We start from the raw sequence: 18155 nt of genomic DNA on the forward strand, positions 1-18155 counted from the left end.
CTACTCCGACTTCAGCTGTTCCAGCGCCGGCTGTAAGGTAGGGTAGGTGAAAATGAAGCCATGGTTGACCGCTTTGGAGGGAAGTACGCGCTGCCCCTTAAGCAGGATTTCAGATAGCTCGCCTACAGCAGTCTTCAGCACAAATGCCGGAACAGGAAACCAGTGCGGCCGGTGGTAGACCTTGCCGACCATCTTCCCGAATTGTTCATTCGTGACCGGCTGCGGGGCCGTGGCATTGACAGGGCCTTCGACCTCAGGATGCAGAACACAGAATTCGATCAGCCGGACGATATCCGTAAGGTGAATCCAGGACAGCCACTGCTTCCCGCTGCCGATTCTGCCGCCGAAGCCAAGCGAATAAGGCAGCTTCATTTTGGGAAAAGCGCCGCTCTCATTACCCAGTACCACACCTGTGCGCAGCTTGATCAGCCGGATGCCCGGATAAGCCTCATCGGCCGCCTCTTCCCAGGTTTTGACGACCTCTGAAGGGAAGTCAACTACCCGGGTAGGAGAGCTCTCGTCATACGTATCCTGCTCAGAAGTACCATAGATGGCGACAGCGGAAGACTGGACGACAACAGGAGGCTTACGCTGAAGAGAATTCAGCAGCTTCCCGGCAGCTTCAACCGTCTCCAGCCGGGATTCCATAATGGCCCGCTTGCCCTCGGGCGTCCAGCGCTGGCTGAGGGAGGCTCCGGCCAGATTAACCAGCGCGTCTGCGCCCTCGGCAGCTCCGGGGTTATCTTCGAGGCTGTCCCAAGTAAGGTAACTAAGATTCGGGTGCGCCGGCTTGCCTTCGGGGAGCTTCCGCCCGACACTGATCACCTGGTGGCCGCTGCGCAGCCAATATCCGGTCAGCTCCTTGCCGATGAATCCGCTGCCCCCGCAAATGATATATTTCATAGGGATGCTCCTGTTCTGGAATGACTTTTATTCGAATGAAGATATTATATTATTTAACCAGATGTTTGTAGGGTGTATAGTCAATGCCGTTCTTCTCCAGAAAATTGACCAGGAAGCGGTTGTCGCGCCGGGGCGTGGCGAGAATATATCCTTGGATGCAATGCTCACGGGTGACCTCTGTGGCCCCACTCTCCACAGCGAGCTTGCCGATCTCGGCAGCAATGGAATGCTTGGCGATATCACGGAAGGGGCCGGGCACCGGCTGGACAAGCTGGTCCAGGAAGGCCTTCATTTCATCGCTCCACAGCGGACGGCTCCGCTCGACCCAGTAGTTCTGCCAGTCCAGCTTGGATTTGCCGTCTGCCTTGGGCAGCACCTTCAGGAATTTGCGGAACATGAAAAAGCCGCCGATGCACATGCAGCCCAGCAGGACAAACGTCCAGAATGCAATCGAATTCATAAACCAGTTGCTTGGCGAAGCGGATAATAAGCTTAAGGATAAATGGTAATGCATAGATACACCGCCTTTGACAATGATGATTGTCACGTTCCTGTTGCTCCTCTTGAGTATAGCGTATTTCCCCGGTTTTGCGAAGCGGAAGCGGGCCTCCCGGACCTGCCTAGATTTATTCTCCCGATCACGGTAGAATAAGGGTTAATTCGTGAGGGAAAGAGGGAAATAAACATGCTGAAGATAGGTTCTCATGTGTCCTGTGCGGACAAGGGTCTGCTGAGCGCAGCTAATGAAGCCAATGAGTACGGATCTACCTCGTTTATGATATATACGGGAGCGCCGCAGAATACGCGCCGGAAGCCGATTCAATCGATGTTCCCCGAGGAGGGGAAGCAGGCGATGCGGGAGAACGGCGTCAGAGAGATTGTGGTGCACGCTCCATACATTATTAACCTGGGCTCCTACAAGGAGAACACGTACCAGCTCGCTGTAGACTTCCTGCAGGAGGAGATCCGCCGCACCCATGCGCTGGAGGTGAAGCATATCGTTCTCCATCCGGGTGCTTACACCGATAAGGATGCTGCATTCGGCATTCAGCGGATTGCAGATGGCTTGAACGAGGTGCTGGGCGGTACCGGCGAGACGGAAGTGCATATTGCGCTGGAGACGATGGCCGGCAAGGGAACGGAGGTAGGCCGGAGCTTTGAGGAGATTGCCGCTATTATAGATAAGGTTGAATTTAATGAACGGCTGTCCGTTTGCCTCGATACCTGCCATATCCATGATGCGGGCTATGACATTGTAAATGATCTGGACGGGGTGCTTCAGCAATTCGATGATATCATCGGGCTTAAGCGGCTGGGCGTTATTCATATCAATGACAGCAAGAATCCGCGCGGGGCAGGCAAGGACCGTCATACCCCGATTGGTTCAGGCTATATTGGATACGAGGCGATCCATAATGTCGTGCACCATGAGGCGCTTGCGGGCTTGCCGTTCATCCTGGAGACCCCGTGGATCGGCAAGGATGCCAAGAAGCTTCGTCCGATGTACGAGGTGGAGATTGCGCTGCTGCGCGGCAATGTAGCGGAACGCTTCGGAGCGGAATTCCTGCAGGAGCTGGAAGAGCTTCATTCCTTCATGGACAAGCAGGAGCTGGATTCCCGCCGTTATGTGCTGGATGTATGGGAGCTGCTGAAGAATGACGCCAAGGCCAAAAAAGCAGATCCCCGCGAACCCCTGGAGCGCCTGTATGATCAGGTGATGGCTGCCGGATTGTTCCCTCAGCTTAGCGAGGAAGCCGTTAACCAACGGCTGATCGCCTGGCTGGCAGGCAAGCAGCTGCTCCAGAACGCGTAGCACTGACCCGATAACCGATTGCTTAAGCAGATGAGAGGATGGACAGAGAATTATGGAATTACATGTAAAAAGGGATCATTCAACAGGCACCCATTATCCGGACCGGGCGCGTATGCTCATTTCCTGTCCTGACGGCCCGGGGATTGTAGCGGCAGTATCGCATTTTTTGTACCAGCACGGAGCCAATATTGTACAGTCTGATCAATACACCATGGACCCGGACGGCGGCATGTTCTTCATGCGGGTAGAGTTTGACCTGCCTAATTTGGATCAACGGATTGAAGAAGTGCGTTCCATCTTCGGCGGGGTTGCCGAACGCTTCAAGATGGAATGGCAGATCTTCAGCGTAAGCCACAAGAAACGGCTGGCGATCTTTGTCTCCAAGGAGGATCATTGCCTGGTCGAACTGCTCTGGCAGTGGCAGGCCGGAGATCTGGATGCGGACATCGCTCTTGTGGTCAGCAACCATATCGATATGAAGGCTTATGTGGAGTCTTTCGGGATTCCATTCCACCATATTCCGGTTACAGCAGAGACGAAGGCTGAAGCGGAAGCGCGCCAGCTCGCGGTGATCGGTGATGACATTGATGTCATCATTCTGGCCCGGTACATGCAGATTATCTCTCCATCGTTCATTGAGCATTACCGTCACCGGATCATCAATATCCACCATTCGTTCCTGCCCGCATTCGTCGGCGGCAAGCCTTATGCCCAAGCGTATCAGCGCGGGGTCAAGATCATTGGCGCGACCGCCCACTATGTGACCGAGGAACTGGACGGCGGCCCGATTATCGAGCAGGACGTTCAGCGTGTAAGCCACAGCGATGATGTGAATGAACTGAAGCGCATCGGTCGTACGATTGAACGGGTGGTTCTGGCCCGGGCCGTGAAATGGCATATCGAGGACCGTATCCTCGTCCACCATAATAAGACGGTTGTATTTAATTAATACCACTCCGGTAGAAGTCAGGAACCAGGGCATATGCAGATGCTAACAGCAGCCTGCCGGCCTGGCTTTTACCGGAACCCTACTTCAGCCGGGAGCACCTCCCGCAGCCTCAAGCAAGACAACCTCACAATGATAATCTAATACACTTCTCAACACTACAGGTAAAAAAGCATTTTACCGGACATTTTGGCTCTGACGCCAAGATGTATTTTGCTATGTGCAGAAATCACATTCAAAGGGGGTAAAAGGCTTGGCAACGCAACGCGGACGACTGTTAAAACGCAATTATATCTTTGCTTTTCTCATCCTGATCATCGGCTTCGGCGGGCTGCTCGGTTATGATCTGTATTTCAAGCCCTATGTGCTGTCGCAGACTGTGGTCAAAATCAAGGTGGAGGGCGGCGGCATTCTGCCGAAGAATCATGAGCTGAGTGCGAATAATCTTTATCTGGATTCCGTGCAGACCAAGGATGTTCCGGCAGGGTACATCCGCAGCCTGGATCAGGTAGAGCGGAAGATAACGAATGTCAACCTGACGGATGGCAGTATTCTGACGGAAGCACTGGTCGATGTCAATGAGCTGGAGCCGCAGCAGGATGAAGGGATTTTCCCCATTCCCAAGGATGCCATCTATGCCATTAACGGCTCTCTGCGCAGCAGGGATAAGGTCGATATTTATCTGGTCGATGAGCCGGCTGGTTCAGCGCCTGCAGCCCCGGCAGATGAGGGGACTCCGCAGGAGCTTCCGGCCCGTAAGGTCTTCTTAAGTGCCGTAACGGTGAACTATGTGCGTACTGAAGATAACAACGATGTGCTGGATTCAGAGAACGGCAACAACAATAACCGGTTTACTTCGACCGGGAAAGTGGCCGCCCCCGAGCTGAAGCTGAAGAAAAGCGACGGCGAGCTGCTGGGAGTATACCTGGAGCAGGGCAAAAAGCTGTGGATTGTCCGGGTTGAATAGAAGATCTGATGAAAGGAGGAAGGATAAGCATGAAAATATTCAGCCTGGGTGTGGATCAGCTGACGAATAATGAGATTAAGCTTGCCGGCTTCACCGTGATTGCCCAACATGTGCTGCCGGAGCCTGAGCATGCCGGAGAACATCTCCTGATGGTTACCAGTGAGCAGGTCCCGGTGCAGGATTTAAATGAGCTGCGCAGGCGGTACCCTGATTCCCAGATCCTGTATATCTATCTGCACAAAGGAGTGAGGGGGTACCAGGCCGTTCATATGAAATGCGAGAGCCTGGGCATCTTCTTCATGCCCCCGCGTTCCACCTCAGCGGCTATCGTAGACAAGCTGCGCTATATGCTGGAGGACGAGCATAAAGAGAGCAGCAATCTGGTCGGCTTCTTTGGCTCCGGGCCGGGGATCGGCTGCACCAGTGTAGCCAAGCTGTTCGCCAGGAGAATAGCCGCTTCAGGGCTGCGGGTAATTCTGCTGGGGCTTGATCTGTACGATCCCGGTTATGACCGGCGGGCGGCGGTTAGTCTGGACAAGCTGCGTCCGCGGATCACCGGCAAGATGCTGCATGATGAGGATTTTGACGGTTGGATCAAGCAGGATGGTTATACTTATCTGCCCGGTAACTTCGACATTCTGGGCGCTCAGGATTATCAGGAAGAGGAGATTGAATACCTGCTGGACAGAGCAGGCGGCAGTGCCGATGTAGTGATCGCAGACTTCGGATCGGTTCCCGAGAGCGCCGCCTGGTATGTAGGCATGCAGAGATCCGCGCTGCGTATGATGGTCACTCATCCAAGGCATGAGTACCGGCTCCAGCCCCTGATGGAGCTGGCCGGACATATGGATCTGCAGCCGCAGGATTTCCAGTGGATCATTAACCGCAGCAATGTGGAGGAGCTGACTTCACCGAAGAATCTGGCCCTGCGCTTTGGCAGCGAGCTGCTGCTGGAGCTTCCGTACTATCCGTCATTCCCGGAGAGCCTCCCGCTGGGCAAAAAGGAGCTTCAGATGGTGGACAGCAAAGTTCACGCGCTGCTGGTATCACTGGGACTGGCCCTGGAAGTCCGAAAGAAGGGAATTTTTCAATGATGAGTATTCCAGCGGAGAAGAGTGAAGCGGCGGCTATCCGCCTGTTCTCGCTCAAGGATAGCGTACTGCGTACCCGCAAGCCGGGGAAGGAGGATTTCTACAGCTTCCTGAACAAAATGAAAAGTGAAATGAATACCGGGCTGGAGCGTGAGGACGACAGCTATTTTGAGTTGAATGCAAAGGCGCTTATAGGAGACCCGCAAGCGGTCAGCTATTTCATGAACGAGATTGACAAGTACTTACGCCGCACCCCGTTCACCGGGCAAGTGCCGGAGGCTTACCGGACAGCAGCCGAAGCGCTGTTCCACGAATGGAAGGGCTTTGGTCCCGCCTACCGCTGGTTCACAGACCGGGCTTACAGTGAATCCACCGGGATGCAGATTATCGGGCGGCAGATTTTCTACAACCATCAAGGCAGGTTTGTGGCTTATCCGTATGAGATGCCCTCACTGGACCGGGTGGAGCAGCTGAAGCGCTCGCTTCTGAAGAGTGATCCGGGCAAGAAGCTGAACAAGGACAATCCTTCGGTAGAATTCAAAATGGATGATCCCCTGTGGCCGGGCCGCTTCATCCGTCTGGCGATCTGGGTCTCTCCGCGGGTCTGGGCCGGCTTCACCACCATCTCGCTGCGGCGGCAGGTTGTTGAGTTTCTGGATCTGGATGACCAGGCGGGTACCGAATGCATTCCTGCGGAAGCGATTGATCTGATCCGTGCGCTGACCGGGACATTCCGCAATACGGTTATTGCCGGCGCCGTAGGCTCGGGCAAAACTACGTTCGCCAATACCATTGTAGGGGAGCAGCTGCTCGGCTCGTCCTCCTGTATGGGTGTTGTCATGATCGAGAAGCACCCGGAGTCGATTCTGCCCTATCAGATCAAAGGTCACCGGATCATCCCGATCCAGGCCTCTAATGAGGAGTTAATGGAGGTTGGGGTGGAATCGCTGCGGCATGATCCGAACATTCTCTATATGACCGAGATGCGCTATCACGAATGGGAATTCTACCTGTGGAGCGGCGAGAAGGGATATGACGGCATTACCGGAACCTTTCATACGGTGGATGCGGAGGATATTCCTTATCAGGGGGCGTTTGCGGTATCCACGCGGATCGGCGGCAGCCTGAAGGGGCACTTGGTCTCGGCACTGAAATCATGCGAGCTGGTATTCATTCTGGAGAGTGTGCCGGAGGGCAAAAAGCGGCTTACGCGGATTTCCGAGGTCTTTTACGATGAAGCCGGCAACTCGGTATTTGCTAATGATCTAATGCGCTGGGAAGCGGAGCAATCGCGCTGGAGCTATAATGACAAGCTGACCGAAGGGCTGTTGCTGAAGATGAAGAAAAAGAACACCAGAGCCGCAAGGATGTTCCTGCAGGAGCTTGGCCATCTCGCCGCACAGAAGCCGATGACCGATCCGCTTAAGGAAAGTCTGAAATCGAAAATGGTCTTGAACGAATAAGAGGAGGGGAAGCCTGTGGAGCTGCTGCTGTATATGATCCGGTTAATTCTTCATTTACTCGTTGCCGGTGGACTGTGGCTGCTGGTGCGGCCGCTGATTGAACGGCATTTGCAGCAATGGGGCCGCAAGCTGGATGCGCAGAGGAATCTGCGGAGGAGCCGGTTTGGCCAGAAGGTCAGTACGGTCAGGCAAACGATGTGGCTGTACCGTCATCTGGATAATCTGCTGTACTTTGCCGCGAAGCGATATGAGCCGGGAATCAGTGTACTGCGTTTCGCCTCCCGTTCGGGAATGCTGTTCCTGGGGGTGTTTCTGTCATGTCTGTTAACGCTCAAAGAGCTGCCGGGGCAGCTTAATTTCAGCAATCCTTTTTTGGAGGGAATGGTGTTAAACGATGGCGCACCGGTTCAGCACGCTTGGCGGCTTCCGCTGTTCCTGGCGGTTCTCGCGGCGTGTATCCCTTATCTGCGGATGAGATATAGCTATGCCCAGCGCAAGGTGCGGGGGAGCTACGATTTGCTCGATGTGATTCAGATTGCCACCAAATTTACGCATCTGTCCGCAGATTCGATTTTGCAGAGAACCAGTGACTTGCTGCCCGCAGACAATGTGCTGAAGACCCCTCTGAAGCTGCTTGGGGCGGCATTCGCCAATTACAGCCATGAGCGGGAGCTGAATGGGGAAGCGGAGCGTTTTGCCGGAGCGATTGGAACGACGTTTGCCGTTGAATTCGTCTCGGATCTTCTGTATTGCGAGAAGGAGGGGACACGTTATCTCAAAAGCTCGCTCATGACGCTGAGCCGTACCATGGAGCTGCAACGGGAGACGATTCTGACGGTTAAGGCAAGCAGCCGGGATGCGATCAGCCTGGGGCTGTACGGAAATCTGATTGTGCTGGTGTCTTCGGTGGGAACATTCATGTACATGCTGAAGCCTGATGTTTATTTCAAACTACAATTCGAGACGTCCATCGGACTTGCGTTCATGATGGTGATCATTGCGGGCTTGTTCATCTCGTTCATGATCAGCACCATCCTGGCCAGGCCTAAGCTGGACTACCACTAAGGTGATGACTTATGAACCGGGTACTACTATTGATTGCTGTTGCAGGGATTGTACATCTTGCCCTACTGGTGTTCGTAAGCAGCAGCAGCCGGCAGGAACGCTATATGCTTCGTCTTGGTGTCACATGGAGAGCCTTCGGCGAGCGTCTGCACAATGAACGGCTGCAGCAGCTGCTGAACCGGAGCGGACTACCGGTCTCGGCCGGCAAAATCACACTTTTCCGCTATGCAGCCGCGCTGCTCTATCTGGTTGTTCAGGTAACGGGTGACTTTATCCGTTCTGAGCCTGTGTCGGTCTACGATCCGCTGATTGCCCTGCTGATCCTGCTGATTACCAGTCCACAGCGTGTGCTGCCGCTAGGCTGGCTGCTGGCCTGGCTGCATCAGAGGACGCTGATTCAACAGGACGGGGAGCTGATCTCCTTCATCCGCCTTTACGAGAATAATCGGCTGCGCAAGCGCGGGTATGTGGAGTTTGGAGCTTTTTGCGCCGGGACCGCCAGTCATTTCAATTATATCCGCCAGGATCTGTATGAGCTCTCTGAACGGGCGGTGGATGAGGGGACGGAGCGGGCGATTGAATGGTTCTGCGGCAGATTCCCCGGGAATCATGCGTTCATTAACGACATCCGCTCCATTCTGCTTGCAACCGAAGGGATGGATGATGACTATGAGGCGGCGAAATATTTGCGGGAGCAGGGCAAGATCATCACTAAGATTTCAAGCGACCAATATCTGAAGAAATGGTCTTTTATCGGGGATATTTCGACGATCATCAATGTAATTCCCTCCATCGCTACCTTCCTGATGATCGTCTCGCTGGCAATGCAGTACATTATGCTGATCAAAGGCAATTTCAACGGCGTCGGCATGTTTCAGTGAGCGGGTTATACGCTTTAGCAGCAAGAAAGTGCCGGAAGTGAAATTTTTGTTATATTCAAGCAGGCTTTTAAAATATACAATCAAAAGGGAGATATTAACAATGAAAAAAGATGCTATTTCGACTGGTTTGTTCATCGCGATCGGATTCCTGTGTGTGGCTATCGTCATTGCGATCCTGATTCCTGTGGTGCGGGACGTGATTGACAAGGCGGATGACAACAGACCGGAGATTCCTAAAGTGAGCTATGTGCAGCCTGGGACTTCTGGAGAAGCGGAATTAAACGATACTCTTGTTCAGCCTCTGGTCTAACAGAGATGAAGAAGGATTCGATTTCCGTTGCGCTGTTTCTGGCGATTGGCTTTGTGATTGCGGGGATTTTTATCGCTGGGGCTGTGAGCATCATCGGCGGCAGCCAGGATGAGATCATTACCCATGTCAAAGCGGTTGAGCAGTACTAAAAGGAGGCGCTGCGCTTGAAGGCAACCGTCCTCCGGGCCTTGTTCATGTGGCTGGTGCTGTTCATTATTCTGCAGCCGATTTTTTCGTATATCGATTATTTGCTCGATCTGCAGGTCAAAGCCAATACCTCCTATATCACACAAAAGGCAGCGACAGAAGGCAGAGTCACAGCCTCCATGAAAGCTGAAGTCGTTGCCAACCTGAAGGCCGTCGGTTTCCCGGAGAACTCGATTAAAATAACAAGCGGAACAGAAATGATTCTGGAGCGCAAGCAGCGTATTGATGTGTACGTGACTGCGCCCCGGGTGAATCTGTTTCCCTATAATTTCTCCGGCGTATCCCAGCCAACCCAGTACTATGGACATAGCTCGATCATGAGTGAATATCTCGATTGATTAAGGAATGAAGGTAACCTATGGATTATGTGATTAAACTGGCGTTTGTGCTGCTGATTTTTATCTATTCGTGGTTTTTTCAGATTCAGAATCAGGAGTGGGACACGGTGCGCAGTATGCTTAAGGATGCCAATAATATGGCTGTCCATGATGCGTCTCAGGAATTGAACGAAGCTGCGCGGGCACAGGGCCGTCTGGTTATTGACTCCGCTCTAGCATATGCTACCTTCCGCCAAGCCCTGCAGAATAATCTTGGACTGGATGACGGCTTATCCCCCATAGCGGGGAGCCGCCTTCAGGCGCAAGTGAAGATCGTCAAGTTCGATATTGTGGACGAGGGCAAGGGGGCTACTTTTCCCATGCTCTATGAAGACCGTGCTTACGGCATCACCAAATACATACAAGGCCCATCGGTCATTGCGGTCATTCAGACACAGCATCCGGTTCTCATCTCCAGAGACAAGGTACAAGAAGCCATTACGGTCCCGGCGGTTCAGGAGTATAAGCTGAATCGCTGAGGGATCGGCGAAGGCGAGTGAATTACAATAGCGAGGAAGTACAATGGCGAGGGAATATGACTACTAAAACAAAGGGAGAGGTTGATTATGATGAATAGGAAGATAAGCAAGGCAACAGTGGGGAGAACAGGAGTGAAATTCTTTTTGACGGGGGCTCTGCTCATGGGTTCGATTGTTCAGGGTGGCGGGGCGGTTAGTGCGGCGGGAGCACCGTCTGCTCAGCCTGCTCCTACAGTGAAGGCAGCTTCTGCCCCGATTATGAGAGATAATCTCTCCAAGTATGGATTGGTGAAGGATGTGGAGCTGCCGGTCACCGTTGAGGCCGGGGGGCTGAGCTATACGCTGGAGAAGATAATGATTTATGATGTGAAGTCGAAGGATGCTTTAGCGCTGGCTAAGCAATATGGTTATGATCTGGATGGTGCTGAGTATTTTATATGGACGAAGATTACTGTGGAAAATAAGGGGGGGAACATTGTACAGAGGAATATTAAAGATTTGAGTAACAAGTGGCGTCTGAATTTCGGAGATTTAAATATGGGGGAAGCTTCTGCAGCAATGCCTGGTAAGTTGGATGATTCTGTGAATAATAAAAGTGCTTTGTGGACATGGGTTTTGAAGCCTGGAGAAAAACTCAGTACATACCAAGGATTTCGTTACACCGGCACTCTTAATTACTTTAAGCTGAGTGTAGATTGCAAAGGTCAATTTGTCTCAAAATATATCGTAGAGCCGGGAGTGTAAGTGACCAAGCAGATGAAAACTAAACAATTTTGGATTGGCACAATTGCTGCTCTCTTGGTTTTTGGATTGCTTCGGCCAACCTTAACCTATTCTGCAGAGAGTACACAGGCTAAGCAAGGCAGCATCAGCATACCGGTAACAACCGGGTTAACGGGCTCAGAAAATAGTGCTAAGACGTTTAATCTATATCTGCCTAGCGGGGTCACTGGCCCCGCGATTAAGGCAGGGACACTGAAATATTCAGGAAACAACAGTGTTGTAGGGGCCATCACTGTAGAGAATGGGAAGATCAAAGTTACGCTGAAGGGTAACGTGAAGGATGAGACCTTTCCTGTGAAGGGGACAAAGAGTGGATTTGAAGATCCGTTTGAGACTACTCCTGGCAATTCCATCTGGCGCTATTCAGACGGGCGGCGATGGCAGATCAATGATTATAAAGAGGATAAGGGGTATAACGAAAGCTCCAACAAGAATGCGGAAGATTACGGAATGCCATCTGAAGTGCCGCCTAAAACTACGGTTTCAACAAAGTCAGATCCCAAGAATCCTAGTTCAGCAACTTGGTATAAGCTGGATCAAACTCCGGTTTCATATAGCAGCGTGATTCAATCGAGTATTCGCCTTAATCCGGGGAAATTGAAAGATGATCCGGGAGCAGTCAGCATTAAAAACGGTAAATTTATAATAACGTACACCGTGCCGTCCAAGTATAGAGTACCAGAGGAAGTATCAGAAGGGTTTGGAAAAGGTGGTCATGCAAAGGGGTGGCTTTACTATATTACCCTCCCATACTACTTCACTGCCGAAGCCAAACTTACATCCTACAGCTACGCCGGTACGGTCACCTTCGACTACGCTCCACCCGACCAACCTACACTGAACGGAACGGCTACACTGGAGAAGCCAAGCCCGAACCCGATTAAGCTGGAGGGCAGCAAGGTCGATGTGAAGATCAACGTCAAAGGCGAGCTGCTTGGTTACACCAATTCCTCTAACATCGAAGAATGGGTGTTTTATGTCCGCGAAAAGGATGGGTCAGCCAAGGCTGACATGAAGAAAGAATACGGCAAAATGCTCACTGCAACGAAAAGCTTTGACTTCCAAATCCCGGCCAGCCGGGTGACCAGTGACAGCTTCAAACAGGATTACGCGCTGACGGTAATCATCCGGTTCAAGAATCCGGTCATTACTAAGGCCGGCCCGATAACCTCTCTGGAACAGAAGATGGACCTCTCGGCCGGGGTGTACAAGACCACCAATCCCATCACTTATCCCTCCATACCGGGCACGCCAACCAAGCCGGAAGGCAAGCCACCGATTGCCCGGATCAGCGCACCCAAATACGTCAAAGCCGGTTCAGACATGATGGTCTACGGAGGAGCTTCCTCCGATCCGGACGGATATATCACCGACTATGCCTGGGGAACCCCTGGAGCGCAAGGGGAGATTGGGAATACAGCCAGAGGCTATATATGGTATACCCGGGAGCAGGTGGGACAGACGTATCCTATAATGCTGACCGTTGTCGATAATGACGGGCTGACCGGGAGCACCAGCATCGAGGTAACGGTCATTGAGCCTACCCCATCTGCCAGCCTGGAGATCAGCGGGTCGCTGAAGCAGAACCGGAAAACCACGCTCACCAACAGCAGTACAAGTCCGAACCGGTTCCCAATCATTAAGTCCAAGACTCAGGTCACGATCAGCGCGGTCAGCGGCGGAACTAACGCGGATATCAAGTACAGCGGCAGCCTGGCCGAGCTGGAGAGCAAGGATGTTCTTTTCCGGAAGCCTGGCAAATATAGAGCGACCATTCATGTAGAGAATACAGCCGGTTACGCTGCAGATGGGGAGATTACGTTCGATATTGCACCGGATGAAGTGCCAAGTGTGTATTTTGACATTCCCCAAAAAATGTACCGTGACCCGGAGAAGGGGAACAAAGCAATCCTGCAAATTATGGACAGATCCTTCTCCACAGACAAGGACGTTCTGAACCGGCGGATCTGGGAGTACCGGTATGACTCCAACAATGACGGGCGGTTTACCGATGAGAGATGGGAGATCTTCAGTAATGAAAATGAGATTGCTCCTAAACTGGAGTTAAACCAGGTGGGGAGATATGAGATCCGGTTGACAGTCTTTGAAGAGTTTGGCCAACCGACCATTGAGGATTACGTGACGGAGGCGGACCGGCGTTCTGCAGATTCATATACCGATCCCATCAAACAAGCGTTGGTGGAGCGGACGGTAGAGATCGATAACCGCGCGCCAGAAGTCGATTGGGATTTGTAAGGGAGGCACGCAGAACATGAAGAGAATCCGCCTTTTTCAGAGAAGTATCATTTTGCTTATGGCCTATTTGCTGCTCATTCCCGCACTGCCGCAGCCAGTTGTCGAAGTGACAAGACTGGCCAGTACAGTGCAGGCGGCAGAGGACAATTTCATTTATTACCGGGATATTGTTTTTGAAGCTGGGCGAGGGGGACATGCCAATCAACAAGATAGGGTTGTGATTGATTTCCCAGCTTTGAAGGTGACCAATCTTAAATTTAATAAAACTACCAAACGAATGACCTATGATATTGTTCCAGGATCCAACTTACATGTCACCTATACAACGGGAAGACCTGACGGTGGCGGATATACTGAGCCCATGGAAATCGAAATGTGTAGTTCCATTTATACCAAAGAGGCGTACCAGTATGAATTAAACAGAAATGCTTATGGTGATGATAATAACTGGAGCTGTAATGATCCTAGAACACCTGATTATTATGGTCAGTATTATAACTGGTCAGCAGATTGGGGAAAGTTACACATCAATGCAGTAGCCTCTCCGGGATTTTACATGCCCGCAGTTCTTGATTTAGATATGTCCAACATACGGAACTTAATGGCGAACACCCCTCCTAATGAATATGCACAAGGATATAACTATTATCAGCCAAGTGAATATACTCCAGGACTAGATAAAAATCCAGAAATGTTCCGCATTCGAGTGTTGGCTTGGACAAAAACCTATTGGTGGTCGCCTTACATGACTAGAGTAGCTCAATTGATACCCAATTATGCCCCTAGCCTATCGGTAGGAACAGCAAATGGAATTACCCTTGTTAATGCTCCTGGCCTCAGCGGAATCAATATCGAGGGATATGTCAGCGATCCCGATAACGAGGACGTTACTGTAACCGCCGAGATTCCTGGTGTCTTTTACAAGAAGACGGTTGTGCCTCAAGCCAAGCTGTCCAAACCATTCAGTATCCCGCTGGATGTACTGCAAGACTCGATCCCGCCGGGAACCTACACTGTGAGCATCACAGCATCTGACCCCTCGGGAATGACGGCGAAGGCCGCGCTTACGATCAATGTCAGACAGCAGATGAGGAACAAGTCGTTTGTCCTGGTCAATACACCGGTGGAAACCAGAACGAAATTCTTTGACTCTGAAGGTGACCCAAGGCGGGAAGAACGGTACCGGTTCGATCATGATCCGTACTTTTTTGATAATTCGATGGGCATTATTTGGGATTCCGGTTTATGGCGCAACACGCCTTACAGCTCATTCCCGTATAGCGGCACCTATGTAGCTACGTTCCAAGGCCGCGACAATCCCAAGGATGACGACCGGTTCGATGTGTACCGGAAATGGAGCCGTAATAACCTGTCTTCGATGACCTTCCATGTACACCGCAAGCCGATTGCCCTGTTCAGTGCCAGGCTGTCAGGCGGATGGCTGCAAATCACCGACAGCTCCTACGATCTGGATCATGTCACCGCCTCCAATAAAGGGATCATGGATTGGCAATGGCAATATAAAAAGTCGGAAGGGCAAGTCTGGACGGATGGATATCCGCCGGCGCAGCTGCCGACAAGTGACCAGTATGATATCCGGCTGAGAGTGCGGGACATCGATGGCGAGAACGGTGTCGGTGTCTGGAGTGATTGGTCACAGCAGACAGTGGGTGCGGCCGTGAACCTGCCGCCGGTAGCTCTGTTCACCGTAGAGCCAAACATCGTATCGTACCGCAAGGCCACCGTTATCACGGACAAATCTTACGACCCTGACAATGATCCGCTCGATTTGTACAGCTGGACGGTGGTTAAGGATGGCTGGCAGCAGGTGTGGAGCCACTGGGGCGGAGCGGCGGTGCCTCCAAACATCGCAGCCTACGGCGTAGGGACGTATCAATTAACCCTTCAGGTCCATGATAACCGGGGGTTATGGTCACAGCCTTACAGCCAAACGGTGCAGGTCTTGAATCACCCGCCGGCAGCCGCCTTTAATATGCCGGTGGAAGTGTACCGGGATACGGTCATTACGATGGAAAATCTGACACCGGACCCGGATGAGGACGGAGATTGGCTAAGCTATGCCTGGAACGCCCGGATCAATAGCAGCCCGTATTATTATGCCGGCAGCAACCGCAACCAGGTGATGACCATCCGGGACCTGATTGCGCGCAGCGGTATTTCACCACAGCAAGCCATCTCAGATGGCTGGGAAATGCGCCTTACCGCTTCGGATGGATCGCTATCCTCCAACGCTACACGGACGTTCAAGGTCCTGAACCATGTCCCAACGGCGGCTATTAACGGGCCAGGGGCGGTGTATCAATTTGATACGAAGCAGTACACATCGTCTGACTATGATGAAGATCCATCGGACATGACCAGTCTGCAATACTTTTGGAAGGTGACGGACAGCGACAGCACCACCAAATTATATAAGACGCCGGGCATTGAAATCAGCTTCCCGGAACCGGGAGTATACACTCTGGAACACTGGGCGGTGGACCAGATCGGCGCGAAGTCCAACATCGACACGTTAAAAGTTAATGTAATCCAAAACGAAGCCCCGTCCATGACGATCACTTCTCCTCCGGGTACAGCCGCGAGCCCTACGGTCCTTGATGCCGAGAAGCAGGGGGACCCTTTGATTCAGTGGACCTACTCCGATCCGGAGAATGATCCTCAGGAAAAGTACAGGCTTGAATTTTTCACCAAAGAAGGGCTATTGGAGCAAACGGCAGAGAATGCAGACAGCAGCGGATCAATCCGCCAGTATCAAGTGCCCAATCTGACCTTCAAACGCTTCGAGTATTTCACCGTACTGGGGCGTGCTTATTCCAAAGGCTCCTGGTCTGACATTTCCAATGGAAAGCTGTTCATCATCGACAATCCGCCGAAGCCAGGATTCACTATAACCACCGACACTGGAAAAGATGCCGCTAAACAGCCCGTCTACCGGACGGACGTTTTGAACATCGCCAGCACGGCAACGGATGAGGATATCCCGAAAGGGGACAATATCAGCCATCAGTATTACTTGAAGCCGGCGGGCGGGGCAGAGGCGCTCCTCAACATGCAAAGCGAGTTCACCAAACAGTTCAATACTAACGGCACCTTCGCACTGCGGCAGGTCGTCACCGACTCCTTGGGCTTATACCGGGAGCTTATTCAGAACATTACGGTCGTAAACCGGCTTCCTGTTGTGAACATCACTTACCCGGCAAGTAGTGTGTCCGCCAATCCGACCATTGTGAGCACGTTGACGCCTGTTATCAAATGGGATTATCAGGATGGGGACGGGGATGAGCAGCAACGCTTTAAGGTTCGGATCATCGACTCGACCAATGGTCAGGTGATTGGCTCTGGGGAGCAATACTCAGGCAATCATCAATGGCAAGTTCCGGCGGGCAGGCTTGTGGAGAACGTAAAGTATGTTGTCGAAGTGGAGGCTTATGACGGATTTGACTGGAGTAATGTGTCTCCAAGGAAATTCATGATGGTTAATCTGCTGTCAATCAAAGGGGCGGTGCAGCATACGGAGGAGTGGAACCAGAGCCGCCAGGCCTACAATCTGAAGCAGAGCGGGGACCCGGAGACTCCCCGGGGGTACCATGTGTATTGGGCTGGCGAGAAGTTCGTGCTTAAGGGAAAAGCGACCGGGTTACCGGATACTGTCCAGGTTACGATGACCGGAGGGTACACGGCGCAGCTTAGCCCAACCGGAAGCGACAAGACGCAGTGGACCGGTGAGCTGTCCGATCCTTCCTTCGAGCACCTGGCGGACGGGCCGGTGAGCTTCACTTTTACTGCTACGAATGCGTACCACACCAAGACGGATACCGTTACGGTCACGATTGCGGGAGACTGGTCCGAGTATTATCAGAATCACCGTGTAAAATAAAGTTCAAGGGCGGGGGCAGCCGGTCACACGACTCCCTCAGCCCGCTCTTCCATCAGATGCCTTCTGGCGGCAATGGCCGCAGGCACTGGAGAAGCAGTGTTATGTAGACCTGAGCTGAAGGCGGCTGCACGATGACTCCGGCGCATATAATAGGAAAGCTTGCCGCTGAAGATTTTGTGGGCGCACAGGGATGAAGCGAAATCCTCCGGGGTGACGAAGCAGGAGGGCTTGGCGACCGGCTGCACCGCTGTTTCCTCCAGCACAGAGGCGACGAAATGGGAGCAGAAGAAGGCATTTTCCCGGTCGAACCGGATATTCAGCAGTACACCGATCAGGCCGAGCAGGTGATATTTGTAGCGCTCCTGATTCTGCATCATGCCCTGAACATGGTTATACATCTTCTCATACTGTTCCGTAGTTACTCTAAGCTGATAGATCGCACAGTCTGCGCTGCGGTAGAAGGGATGAATAAAGTTCTCATGGATGAGGCCGGCGATAAAAGGGTTGTGTACTTTTTTGCGTCCGAAGCTGTAGACCTCACGCAGTTCACAGTCAAAGGCGATGGAGGCATGATTCAGCTCCGCCTTGGTGAACCACTTAATCAGTCCGCTGAAGGCCGTGCCTGTCCCGGTCAGCACAATATAAATATCTTTGTTTGCAGTCATCTTCCATTGTCCTCTCTGCTGGAAGTTATGGGATCATCCGGTTGCCGCTTG

17 protein-coding genes are annotated in these 18155 nt (G+C 52.3%); 14 read left to right on the plus strand and 3 right to left on the minus strand.

The window, feature by feature from the left end:
- Both K1558_RS15555 and K1558_RS15560 read right to left on the minus strand, forming a co-directional pair.
- Positions 1-903, minus strand: a complete 903-nt coding sequence (locus K1558_RS15555) for a TIGR01777 family oxidoreductase (protein WP_238652511.1) — start codon at positions 901-903, stop codon at positions 1-3.
- 49 nt (positions 904-952) lie between these two features.
- The gene (locus K1558_RS15560) at positions 953-1417 is read right to left on the minus strand and encodes a DUF2621 domain-containing protein (protein WP_238652574.1); all 465 of its coding nucleotides are present in this window, start codon (positions 1415-1417) and stop codon (positions 953-955) included.
- Positions 1418-1588: 171 nt separating this feature from the next.
- Between K1558_RS15560 and K1558_RS15565 the strand changes: the two genes are divergently transcribed.
- The 14 genes from K1558_RS15565 to K1558_RS15630 all read left to right on the plus strand — a co-directional run bounded on the left by K1558_RS15565 (position 1589) and on the right by K1558_RS15630 (position 17439).
- Complete coding sequence (locus K1558_RS15565) at positions 1589-2716, plus strand: deoxyribonuclease IV (protein WP_238652512.1); 1128 nt, start codon at positions 1589-1591, stop codon at positions 2714-2716.
- Between the two features lie 52 nt (positions 2717-2768).
- Complete coding sequence (purU, locus tag K1558_RS15570) at positions 2769-3665, plus strand: formyltetrahydrofolate deformylase (RefSeq protein WP_238652513.1); 897 nt, start codon at positions 2769-2771, stop codon at positions 3663-3665.
- Between the two features lie 250 nt (positions 3666-3915).
- On the plus strand, positions 3916-4629 hold the full coding sequence (locus K1558_RS15575) for an SAF domain-containing protein (protein ID WP_238652514.1): 714 nt from the start codon (positions 3916-3918) through the stop codon (positions 4627-4629).
- Between the two features lie 29 nt (positions 4630-4658).
- Positions 4659-5723, plus strand: a complete 1065-nt coding sequence (locus tag K1558_RS15580; RefSeq protein WP_238652515.1) for a CpaE/TadZ family protein — start codon at positions 4659-4661, stop codon at positions 5721-5723.
- Complete coding sequence (locus K1558_RS15585; RefSeq protein WP_238652516.1) at positions 5720-7183, plus strand: P-loop NTPase family protein; 1464 nt, start codon at positions 5720-5722, stop codon at positions 7181-7183. The genes K1558_RS15580 and K1558_RS15585 overlap by 4 nt, the downstream gene beginning before the upstream one ends.
- Before the next feature lie 15 nt (positions 7184-7198).
- Positions 7199-8248 (plus strand): hypothetical protein, encoded by a 1050-nt coding sequence (locus K1558_RS15590; protein WP_238652517.1) that lies wholly within the window; start codon positions 7199-7201, stop codon positions 8246-8248.
- An 11-nt stretch (positions 8249-8259) separates the two neighbouring features.
- Positions 8260-9129 (plus strand): hypothetical protein, encoded by an 870-nt coding sequence (locus K1558_RS15595; RefSeq protein WP_238652518.1) that lies wholly within the window; start codon positions 8260-8262, stop codon positions 9127-9129.
- 100 nt (positions 9130-9229) lie between these two features.
- Positions 9230-9439 carry a hypothetical protein gene (locus K1558_RS15600; protein ID WP_238652519.1) on the plus strand — a complete coding sequence of 70 codons (210 nt, stop codon included), beginning with the start codon at positions 9230-9232 and terminating at the stop codon, positions 9437-9439.
- Positions 9440-9444: 5 nt separating this feature from the next.
- Positions 9445-9588, plus strand: a complete 144-nt coding sequence (locus K1558_RS15605; protein WP_238652520.1) for a hypothetical protein — start codon at positions 9445-9447, stop codon at positions 9586-9588.
- Positions 9589-9603: 15 nt separating this feature from the next.
- Entirely contained in the window at positions 9604-9984 is a 381-nt protein-coding gene (locus K1558_RS15610; protein WP_238652521.1) for a hypothetical protein, read from the plus strand.
- A 20-nt stretch (positions 9985-10004) separates the two neighbouring features.
- Positions 10005-10502: a hypothetical protein gene (locus K1558_RS15615; protein WP_238652522.1), complete on the plus strand. Its 498-nt coding sequence runs from the start codon at positions 10005-10007 to the stop codon at positions 10500-10502.
- 87 nt (positions 10503-10589) lie between these two features.
- Positions 10590-11246: a hypothetical protein gene (locus tag K1558_RS15620; RefSeq protein WP_238652523.1), complete on the plus strand. Its 657-nt coding sequence runs from the start codon at positions 10590-10592 to the stop codon at positions 11244-11246.
- Positions 11247-11882: 636 nt separating this feature from the next.
- Positions 11883-13541 (plus strand): hypothetical protein, encoded by a 1659-nt coding sequence (locus tag K1558_RS15625; RefSeq protein WP_238652524.1) that lies wholly within the window; start codon positions 11883-11885, stop codon positions 13539-13541.
- A 745-nt stretch (positions 13542-14286) separates the two neighbouring features.
- On the plus strand, positions 14287-17439 hold the full coding sequence (locus tag K1558_RS15630) for a hypothetical protein (RefSeq protein WP_238652525.1): 3153 nt from the start codon (positions 14287-14289) through the stop codon (positions 17437-17439).
- A gap of 23 nt (positions 17440-17462) precedes the next feature.
- On the opposite strand, the gene K1558_RS15635 is transcribed toward K1558_RS15630, so the two are convergent.
- Entirely contained in the window at positions 17463-18104 is a 642-nt protein-coding gene (locus tag K1558_RS15635) for a hypothetical protein (protein ID WP_238652526.1), read from the minus strand.
- Positions 18105-18155: the final 51 nt, after the last annotated feature.

Source organism: Paenibacillus piscarius (assembly GCF_022234545.1).
Lineage (GTDB): Bacteria > Bacillota > Bacilli > Paenibacillales > Paenibacillaceae > Paenibacillus_AQ > Paenibacillus_AQ piscarius.

Bases quoted from the DNA above. Each gene is read 5' to 3' on its own strand.
- K1558_RS15555 (WP_238652511.1), bottom strand. From the start codon at position 903: ATGAAATATATCATTTGCGGGGGCAGCGGATTCATCGGCAAGGAGCTG.
- K1558_RS15560 (WP_238652574.1), bottom strand. From the start codon at position 1,417: ATGCATTACCATTTATCCTTAAGCTTATTATCCGCTTCGCCAAGCAAC.
- K1558_RS15565 (WP_238652512.1), top strand. From the start codon at position 1,589: ATGCTGAAGATAGGTTCTCATGTGTCCTGTGCGGACAAGGGTCTGCTG.
- purU (WP_238652513.1), top strand. From the start codon at position 2,769: ATGGAATTACATGTAAAAAGGGATCATTCAACAGGCACCCATTATCCG.
- K1558_RS15580 (WP_238652515.1), top strand. From the start codon at position 4,659: ATGAAAATATTCAGCCTGGGTGTGGATCAGCTGACGAATAATGAGATT.
- K1558_RS15585 (WP_238652516.1), top strand. From the start codon at position 5,720: ATGATGAGTATTCCAGCGGAGAAGAGTGAAGCGGCGGCTATCCGCCTG.
- K1558_RS15595 (WP_238652518.1), top strand. From the start codon at position 8,260: ATGAACCGGGTACTACTATTGATTGCTGTTGCAGGGATTGTACATCTT.
- K1558_RS15600 (WP_238652519.1), top strand. From the start codon at position 9,230: ATGAAAAAAGATGCTATTTCGACTGGTTTGTTCATCGCGATCGGATTC.
- K1558_RS15605 (WP_238652520.1), top strand. From the start codon at position 9,445: ATGAAGAAGGATTCGATTTCCGTTGCGCTGTTTCTGGCGATTGGCTTT.
- K1558_RS15615 (WP_238652522.1), top strand. From the start codon at position 10,005: ATGGATTATGTGATTAAACTGGCGTTTGTGCTGCTGATTTTTATCTAT.
- K1558_RS15620 (WP_238652523.1), top strand. From the start codon at position 10,590: ATGATGAATAGGAAGATAAGCAAGGCAACAGTGGGGAGAACAGGAGTG.
- K1558_RS15630 (WP_238652525.1), top strand. From the start codon at position 14,287: ATGACTAGAGTAGCTCAATTGATACCCAATTATGCCCCTAGCCTATCG.
- K1558_RS15635 (WP_238652526.1), bottom strand. From the start codon at position 18,104: ATGACTGCAAACAAAGATATTTATATTGTGCTGACCGGGACAGGCACG.